Raw genomic sequence first — 8,758 nt, 5'->3', positions numbered from 1 at the left:
AAGCTGGATCCGGAGGCGCTTCACGTGATACAGTACATGGATTACATGCTCACTTCGTTCTCATGCATATTGAGGCTCTAATTCAGCATACTACGCTTCTTAAGAGCCACAACAAAGCTGAAGAAGCCCGTTAGGCCCGAAAAAATTTGTTAGAGGGCGTAGTAAAAGTCCTCTTTTGACTTTTATGGAGGCCACGAAAATTTCGAGGGCCTGGCTTCTGAAGCTGGATCCGGAGATGCTTCACGTGATACAGTACGCAGTAAAAAGCCTTCCTTGCTTTTTATGGAGGGCGTGAAGTTTTCGAGGAGTTGGCTAAGAAGAAGGCAGTTTCATTGCATTCAACTGCATATTGAGGTTCTCGTGCGTACTGCTTCTTATTTGATTCTAGTTATTCCTTGTTCTGCGCTTAAGAACCACTGATGGATTACATGCTCGCTTCGCTCTCATGCATATTGTGGCTCTAAATCGGCAAATGATGCCTCATAATAGCCACAACAAAACCGAGAGATATTTTTACCACTCAGTCTAATTTAGCTTTATCAAATGTATAGGAGCGAAAAAATGAGTATACATAAAATCTATAACAACACATCGTGCTCAACCAGCTTCACGAGCTAACTCCTTGAAATTGTTGTTGTCCTAAGAAATCGTATTTGATTTCTTAGGACAACAACATGAATAGGGCATAGTGAGCTTTCGTTCATTCCCCTAACAAGTTTTTTCGGAACTAAGCGACCCCGTTCAGCTTTTCATTTTAAACCCAATCCCCCAGATTGTCTCAATAAATTCTCTATCTGGCGCAACCTTCCCTAGCTTCCCACGAATATTACTCATATGTACATTCACTGTGTTCTCATCAATAAATTCTGTTGCGCCCCAAACTGATGCAAAAATATTCTCCTTTGTAAAAACCTTCCCAGGATTACTAAAAAGTAACTGCAAAATCCCAAATTCCCGTGCTGTTAAGTGAATATCCGTTCCGTCCAATTGAACACTGTATCGTTCCTTTGACAAACGTAACCCATTCAAAACCAAGTCTTCTTTGACACCAGACTCTACTCTTTTTTTACGTAACTGTACCTCCACGCGCGCCAATAACTCCTCAATATCAAATGGCTTTGTTATATAATCGCTGGCCCCTAATTTCAACAAATCTACCTTATCCATCACTGTATTCTTAGCCGAAATAATAATTATTGGTGTTATCGCATCTCGCGCCTCCACAATCTCTGCCACGAGCTCCTCCCCTGTCATCCCAGGTAGCATCAAATCGCACAACAACAAGTCAAATGCTTCACTATTCCAATATAATTTTGCTTCAGTTCCTGAAAATGCCTGTGTCACCATATATCCTGCGCGTGTCAACACATCTGAAATAAGATGATTAATATCATTATCGTCCTCCGCAATCAAAATTTTTCCTAAAGTCATGATCCCACGTCCCTTCTTTTCATTTATCTTCCCACAAATAGAAAAAAATCGCAAAAAAAGATAGCAGTCAAAAACTGCTACCAAAATGTAGAAAAACTACTTCACATGATTTTTCACCAAACCTCAGCGTGTCGACAAATACTTAGATCCTAGGCAAAGTTGAGCATTGGAGCGGAGCATACTTGGGTATGTGAGCACCAGCGCACAGGCTTTAACGACGGAGATGGGTGTTTGTCGACACGCTGATAGCAGTCAAAAACTGCTACCGTTTCCTTTTATAATTTCTCTTTTAAAAATTCACTGATTAATTCGTACGTTTCATTCGTTGCAGCAGAAGGCGTACTCATAAAGCCATGCGTTACTTTCTCCAACCGTTTCGCGTAAACTGGAACGCCTGCATCTTTTAGTTTCTGTGCATATGCTTCTCCTTGATCGCGTAATGGATCATATTCAGCAGTCGCAATAAATGCTGCTGGTAATTTCGAAACATCTTTATTACGAACTGGGGCAACAAGCGGATCATATTTACGATCGGTTGCACCTGATAAGTACAGTTTGAAATATTTGTCCAATGATTCTTTTGTCAACACATAGCCTTCCGCAAATTCATCCATTGACGGGTAAAGAACGGAAGCGTCTCTTGAAAAAATATCGACCGGTGGATATAACAAAACTTGCTTCGAAATATTCGGAGTTCCTTTCGACTTCGCTAATTGGGCAACAACCGCAGCGATATTTCCACCAGCACTATCTCCGGCTACGACAATATCCTTCGATTTTGCACGTAAGCTCGTTAAATGCTTGGAAATCCATGCTACTGTTGCATACGCATCTTCAATTGCTGCTGGGAACGGATTCTCTGGTGCTAAACGGTAATCTACCGAAATCACGCGATATCCCGTTGCTTGAACTAATTTACGGGCAATACCATCTGTTGACTGTACGCTGCCCGTTACAAATCCGCCACCATGGAAATACACCATCAACGGATATGGACCGTCTGCTTCTGGTGAATAAATGCGAAGACTGATTTTACCACCGGGACCGTCTATTTTTTTTATTTTCAATTTCTCCAACTTCAATTTCTTTTGCTGCTGGAATTGCTTTCTCAGCTAGGCGGATGTATTTGTAACGTGAGTCCACATCCGATAAAGGCGCAGTTTTTTTCACATAATCTTGCGCTGCTTCTTCTAGATTATCAAGAACCTTTGGATCGTATTCCCGCTTACCGATTGCTTTCTTATAGATGAAGAAAATAACAACTAATGGTAACAATACGATGCTGACTAAAACAATACCAATCCATTTCAATGTCTGTTTCAATTACGCTCACTCCTCTAAAATAATCTCAGGTAATTCACCTTTTAAGTATAGCAGTTTTAAAAAAATTTTAACCAATTTGTAGGTTAGTAGAATGCGCGACATGATGCGATTTCATATCTTTTTATTTGGATATTTAAACAAAAATATGAATAATAATAAATAAAATAGTTGAATTAGCACTAGTATGATGGTATTATTAGTTTTATCGAAATGTATATTTATTAATAAAAGGGGATGTAGACATGACAAAAGAAAAAATCGTTCTTGCTTATTCTGGTGGTTTAGATACCTCCGTTGCGATTCAATGGTTGACAGAGGAAAATTATGATGTGATTGCGTGCTGTTTAGATGTTGGTGAAGGAAAAGATTTGGAATTTATTAAAGAAAAAGCCCTCCAAGTCGGAGCTTCTGCTTCATACACAATTGATGCAAGAGAAGAATTTGCAGAAGAGTTTGCTTTAATCGCTCTACAAGCTCATGCCTATTATGAAGGGAAATATCCACTTATTTCTGCTCTTTCTCGTCCATTAATTGCGAAAAAAACTCGTAGAAGTGGCCAGACAAGAAGGTGCATCTGCAATCGCACACGGTTGTACCGGAAAAGGAAATGATCAAGTTCGTTTCGAAGTGGCGATTCATGCTCTAGCTCCTGATTTGAAAGTTGTTGCACCAGTTCGTGATTGGAAGTGGTCACGTGAAGAAGAAATTGAATACGCGCAAAAACATAATATCCCAGTCCCGATTGATTTAGATAACCCATTTTCTATCGATCAAAACTTATGGGGACGTTCCAATGAGTGTGGCGTATTGGAGAATCCATGGATTGCTCCGCCTGAAGCTGCATACGATTTGACTGTAGCGCTTGAAGACACACCAAATACACCGGAAATTATCGAAATTGAGTTTTTAGCAGGGGTTCCAGTTGCTTTGAACGGCGAGTCACTGAGCTTAGCTGTTCTAATTCAAAAATTAAACAAAATTGCAGGTGCTCACGGTGTTGGCAGGATTGATCACATCGAGAACCGCCTTGTTGGCATTAAGTCGCGCGAAGTTTATGAATGTCCAGCCGCGATTGCCTTGATTACAGCGCATAAAGAGCTCGAAGATTTGACTTTCGTTCGTGAAGTCGCACATTTTAAACCTGTGATTGAGCAAAAAATTAGCGAAGTTATCTACAACGCACTTTGGTTCTCACCTTTGACGAGTTCTCTAGTCGCTTTCTTGAAAGATACGCAAAAATATGTGAATGGCACCATCCGGATGAAGCTTTTCAAAGGACATGCGATTGTAGAAGGTCGGAAATCACCGAACTCACTCTATGACGAGAACCTAGCAACGTATACTTCGGCAGATACATTCGATCAAGATGCTGCGGTTGGATTCATTAAGCTTTGGGGTCTACCAACAAAAGTTAGCGCGGAAGTCAATGCAAAATTAAATGCGAAAACAGAGGTGTAAATCATGGAAAAATTATGGGGCGGTCGTTTTCAAGGAAAAAGTGAGGCCTGGATTGATGAATTCGGCGCCTCGATTTCCTTTGACGTAAAATTGGCAAAGCAGGATATTACGGGTAGTTTAGCTCATGTGAAAATGCTTGGAAAGTGCGGGATTATTTCGGCAGATGAAGCTTCTCAAGTCAAGTCAGGGCTTGAAATTCTTGCTGAAAAATTGGCGGACGGTGAACTTGAATTTAGCGTGGTAAACGAAGATATTCATCTAAATATCGAGAAATTGTTGCACGAGGAAATTGGGCCTGTGGCTGGAAAACTACATACGGCACGGAGTCGAAATGACCAAGTTGCAACGGATATGCATTTATATTTGAAGGATGCCGTTACAGAGATTACCGCTTCTTTAGCACATTTGCGGACGGTGCTTGTGGCAAAGGCAGAGGATCATGTAGAAACAATTATGCCTGGTTATACGCACTTGCAACATGCCCAACCAATCTCTTTTGCACACCATTTGCTGGCTTATTACGGTATGTTTAGCCGTGATTTGGAGCGCTTAACGGAGAGTATAAAACGGATCGATATTTCACCACTTGGCTGTGCTGCGCTCGCGGGGACGACTTTTCCAATTGATCGGGCATACAGTGCGGAACAGCTTGGATTTAGTGCAATATATGATAATAGTTTAGACGGTGTTAGTGATCGCGATTTCATTATTGAATTCTTAAGTAACAGTGCCCTTTTGATGACACATTTGTCGCGTTTTTGTGAGGAATTGATTTTATGGACGAGTCACGAATTCCAGTTTGTCGAATTGATTGATGCGTTTGCAACGGGAAGTAGTATTATGCCACAGAAGAAAAATCCGGATATGGCAGAATTAATTCGTGGAAAAACAGGACGCGTTTACGGCAACTTATTTGGCTTGCTAACTGTCTTAAAAGGATTGCCACTCGCATATAACAAGGATTTGCAGGAAGACAAAGAAGGCATGTTCGATACAGTTCACACAGTAAAAACGAGCTTGGATATCTTCGCCGGAATGATTGAAACAATGAAAGTGAATAAATCAGTGATGGAAAAATCGACCCAAAAAGACTTTTCTAATGCGACCGAGCTTGCTGATTACCTCGCAAAAAAAAGGCGTACCGTTCCGCGAAGCACATGAGATTGTCGGGAAACTCGTTCTCGATTGCACTAAAAAAGGAATATATTTACAAGATGTGACAATTGCTGATTATCAGGCGATTCATCCCGCTATTGAGCAAGATATCTATCAGACACTTGCTTCTCATACAGCAGTAGCAAAACGTAACTCTTATGGTGGCACTGGTTTTGACCAAATCAGAGCTATGATTAAAAAAGCAAAAAATGAATGATCTAGACTTTCCAAAGTTCTAGGTCATTTATTATGAATCTATCTAAAAATAAAGTATAATAAGAAAGATTAAAAAAGAATAGGAGTGAAAAAAAATGGTACAAGCAAAAATGACTTTTATCACGTTACCAGTAAAAAATTTAAATACATCGGTGGACTTCTTCGCAGCACTCGGATTTGAATTCAATCCACAATTTACAGATGAGAATGCTACATGTTTGATTTTAAACGACACCACTTTTGTTATGCTAGTCGTGGAATCGTTCTTTAAAAACTTTACAAAAAAAAGACCTTTCAGACGCAACAGCAACAACAGAATCTATTTTAGGCTTCTCCGCTGAAAATCGTGATGAAGTTGATGCATTTGTTGAAAAAGCACTTGCTTCTGGTGGTTCTGCTTCTAACGATACAGTAGACCACGGCTTCATGTACAGTGGTAGTTTCCAAGATCCTGATGGTCACCTTTGGGAAGTTATGTATATGGAACCAAACGTAGTGCAATAAAATAAACAGTCTTGATTCCTTCTATATAAGGGTATCAAGACTGTTTTTTATTATTACTTTATAGTTAACTCGTTTGCTACCTGCTTTGCTTGTGCCACCATCTCTTGCATCAGCTCACTAACAGGTTTAATTTCCGTAATCATCCCCGTAATTTGCCCTGCCATAACTGAGCCATTTTCAGTATCACCTTCTTGTACAGCTTTGCGTAGCGACCCAAGCGTCAATTCTTCTAGCACATCACGATCCACGTCTTCCTCCTCCAAACGCTGATACTCTTTAATCATCTTGTTTTTTATACTGCGAACCGGTGCTCCATTTCGGCGTCCAGTCACGACCGTATCACGATCTTTTGCTTTTAAGCAAGCCAATTTAAAATTCTCGTGAACCGGACATTCCTCCGTTGCAAGAAAACGTGTCCCCATTTGTACTCCATGCGCGCCTAATGCAAAAGCAGCAGCAATCCCGCGACCATCACCAATCCCACCAGCGGCAATGACTGGAATCGAAACAGCATCCACTACTTGTGGCAAGAGCGCCATCGTTGTCGTTTCACCAACATGCCCACCCGCTTCTGTGCCTTCTGCTACAATCGCATCCGCACCAAGTTGCTCCATTTTACGCGCAATCATAACAGATGGCACAACTGGGATAACCATAATTCCAGCTTCTTTCCAAATCGGCATATACGTTTTCGGCGTTCCAGCACCTGTCGTCACAACTTTCACGCCTTCTTCAATAATAACCGCTGTCAATTCCTCGATGTTCGTCATCATCAACATCAAGTTTACGCCGAACGGTTTATCCGTCAATGCCTTCGTTTTTTTAATTTCAGTTCGCAGTTCCTCACCACTCATTCCACCAGATGCGATAATGCCTAAGCCGCCAGCGTTCGATACAGCAGCAACAAGCGGTGCCTTCGCAATTTGTGCCATCGCTCCTTGCAAAATTGGATATTCGATATGTAATAATTCCGTTATTGACATAATTTTGCCTCCGATACAATTTTCATTTCATGTACATTTTCTCACAATGATTCACAAAAAACAACCACTTCGCCGGAAAATGGCTGTTCTTATGTGAAAATCTAGGCTTCTTCTTTCTTCTGTACCGCTAGCAAAATACAGCCAGTAATCCCTGCATCGTCCTCCAATTTCGGTGGTACAATATACTCCTCTAAATCAGGCAACTGGATATAATCAGCAATCAATTTTTTTAATTTCTGGCGAACGAGCGGGAAAACTTGACGCTGTTTCATAACACCGCCACCAATGACAATCCGTTCTGGTGATAAGATTAAACTATAGTTCATCAACGCCTGCGCAATATAATGTGCTTCTAAATTCCAAACTTCCTCATTTTCTGCTAATTCCATACCCTTTTTACCCCAGCGCTTTTCGATAGCACCACCCGCTGCAAGTCCTTCCAAGCAGTCACCATGATAGGGACAGTTTCCTTGATAACGATCATGCTTATGACGCCGAACCATAATATGCCCCATTTCAGGATGCGAGTAACCTTCCAACATTTTGCCGTTTACGACAGCTCCAGCACCAATTCCGGTTCCGATTGTAATATACATACAACTTGATAATCCTTCTGCCGCGCCAAGTGATACCTCGCCAAGCGCCGCCGCATTCACATCCGTTGTAAAACCAATTGGAACTTGAAACGCTTGTTTTAATGCGCCAACAATATCATAATTGCGCCACGCCAATTTCGGAGTAGACGTGATGTAACCATATGTAGGACTTGATTTTCGAACATCAATAGGGCCAAATGAACCAACACCAATCGCCTCTAACTCCCCTTCATATTGCTTGAAAAAACGCTCCACCAACTTCATTGTTTCCGCCGGTTCCTTTGTTGGATACGTTTCTCGTTTTAAAATCTTGCCAGATGCGTCGCCAATCGCCACAACAAACTTCGTACCACCTGCTTCAATCGCTCCAAAAACCATAGAAATCCACTCCTTTTTAATTATGTATTCGTTTTCATTGTATATTAAATCCTTAAGTTTAGGAAGATTATTGTCTAACAATTATCAAAAATAGTCTTTTATTCCTTATTTAACAGAAAATAATCGAGGCACTTATGAGGCTTTTTGCCGATTTAGAGCCTTAATATGCATGAGAGCGAAGCGAGCATGTAATCCTTGTACGGCATCACGTAAAGCGCCTCCGGATCCAGCTTTGTTGTGGTTCTTGAAAAGCGTTCTTTGCTTTTTTAGAACCTCAATATGCATGAGAGCGAAGCGAGCATGTAATCCACGTATTGCATCACGTGAAGCGCCTCCGGATCTAGCTTTGTTGTGGTTCTCGAAAAGCGTATTGTGCTTTTTTAGAACCTCAATATGCAGTTGAATGCAATGAAACTGCCTTCTTCTTAGCCAACTCCTCGAAAACTTCACGCCCTCCATAAAAAGCAAGAGCGACTTTTTACTGCGGCCGCTCCAGTTTTTGTCGGAGCTGAACGGGCCGTTTCAGCTTTGTTGTGGCTCTTAAGAAGCGTAGTCTGCTGATTTAGAGCCTCAATATGCATGAGAACATAGTGAGCATGTAATCCATGTACGGCATCACGTAAAACGCCTCCGGATCTAGCTTTGTTGTGGTTCTCGAAAAGCGTATTGTGCTTTTTTAGAACCTCAATATGCAGTTGAATGCAATGAAACTGC

Annotated in this window: 4 protein-coding genes and 4 pseudogenes; 3 read left to right on the top strand and 5 right to left on the bottom strand. The window is 41.2% G+C overall.

Features of this window, described 5'->3' with window-relative positions; genetic code table 11:
• Window positions 1-741: 741 nt before the first annotated feature.
• Together PROCOU_RS15385 and PROCOU_RS15380 are read right to left on the bottom strand one after the other, a co-directional pair.
• A complete protein-coding gene (locus PROCOU_RS15385; protein ID WP_036074116.1) occupies window positions 742-1,431 on the bottom strand; it encodes a response regulator transcription factor in 690 nt (229 codons plus the stop codon).
• 275 nt (window positions 1,432-1,706) lie between these two features.
• Window positions 1,707-2,754, bottom strand: a pseudogene (locus PROCOU_RS15380) (alpha/beta hydrolase fold domain-containing protein).
• Between the two features lie 242 nt (window positions 2,755-2,996).
• Between PROCOU_RS15380 and PROCOU_RS15375 the strand changes: the two are divergent.
• From PROCOU_RS15375 to PROCOU_RS15365, 3 pseudogenes are all read left to right on the top strand, one after another.
• Window positions 2,997-4,212: pseudogene (locus tag PROCOU_RS15375) on the top strand (argininosuccinate synthase).
• 3 nt (window positions 4,213-4,215) lie between these two features.
• Window positions 4,216-5,584 (top strand): annotated as a pseudogene (gene argH, locus PROCOU_RS15370) (argininosuccinate lyase).
• 94 nt (window positions 5,585-5,678) lie between these two features.
• Window positions 5,679-6,087: pseudogene (locus PROCOU_RS15365) on the top strand (VOC family protein).
• 53 nt (window positions 6,088-6,140) lie between these two features.
• On the opposite strand, the gene PROCOU_RS15360 reads toward PROCOU_RS15365, so the two are convergent.
• From PROCOU_RS15360 to PROCOU_RS18125, 3 genes are all read right to left on the bottom strand, one after another.
• Window positions 6,141-7,070, bottom strand: a complete 930-nt coding sequence (locus tag PROCOU_RS15360; RefSeq protein ID WP_036074113.1) for a nitronate monooxygenase — start codon at window positions 7,068-7,070, stop codon at window positions 6,141-6,143.
• 101 nt (window positions 7,071-7,171) lie between these two features.
• Entirely contained in the window at window positions 7,172-8,044 is an 873-nt protein-coding gene (locus tag PROCOU_RS15355) for an ROK family protein (RefSeq protein WP_036074110.1), read from the bottom strand.
• Between the two features lie 446 nt (window positions 8,045-8,490).
• A partial coding sequence (locus PROCOU_RS18125) for a hypothetical protein (protein WP_036074105.1) occupies window positions 8,491-8,758 on the bottom strand: 268 nt, incomplete at its 5' end.

The sequence above is a fragment of the Listeria rocourtiae FSL F6-920 genome (assembly GCF_000525975.1).
GTDB lineage: Bacteria > Bacillota > Bacilli > Lactobacillales > Listeriaceae > Listeria_A > Listeria_A rocourtiae.
The sequence above is the reverse complement of the archived record's forward strand: the minus strand, read 5'-3'. Positions and strand labels throughout refer to the sequence as shown.

What these genes read in the sequence shown, in the direction of transcription:
- PROCOU_RS15385 (WP_036074116.1), bottom strand. Translation starts at nt 1,431, where the DNA reads ATGACTTTAGGAAAAATTTTGATTGCGGAGGACGATAATGATATTAAT.
- PROCOU_RS15360 (WP_036074113.1), bottom strand. Translation starts at nt 7,070, where the DNA reads ATGTCAATAACGGAATTATTACATATCGAATATCCAATTTTGCAAGGA.
- PROCOU_RS15355 (WP_036074110.1), bottom strand. Translation starts at nt 8,044, where the DNA reads ATGGTTTTTGGAGCGATTGAAGCAGGTGGTACGAAGTTTGTTGTGGCG.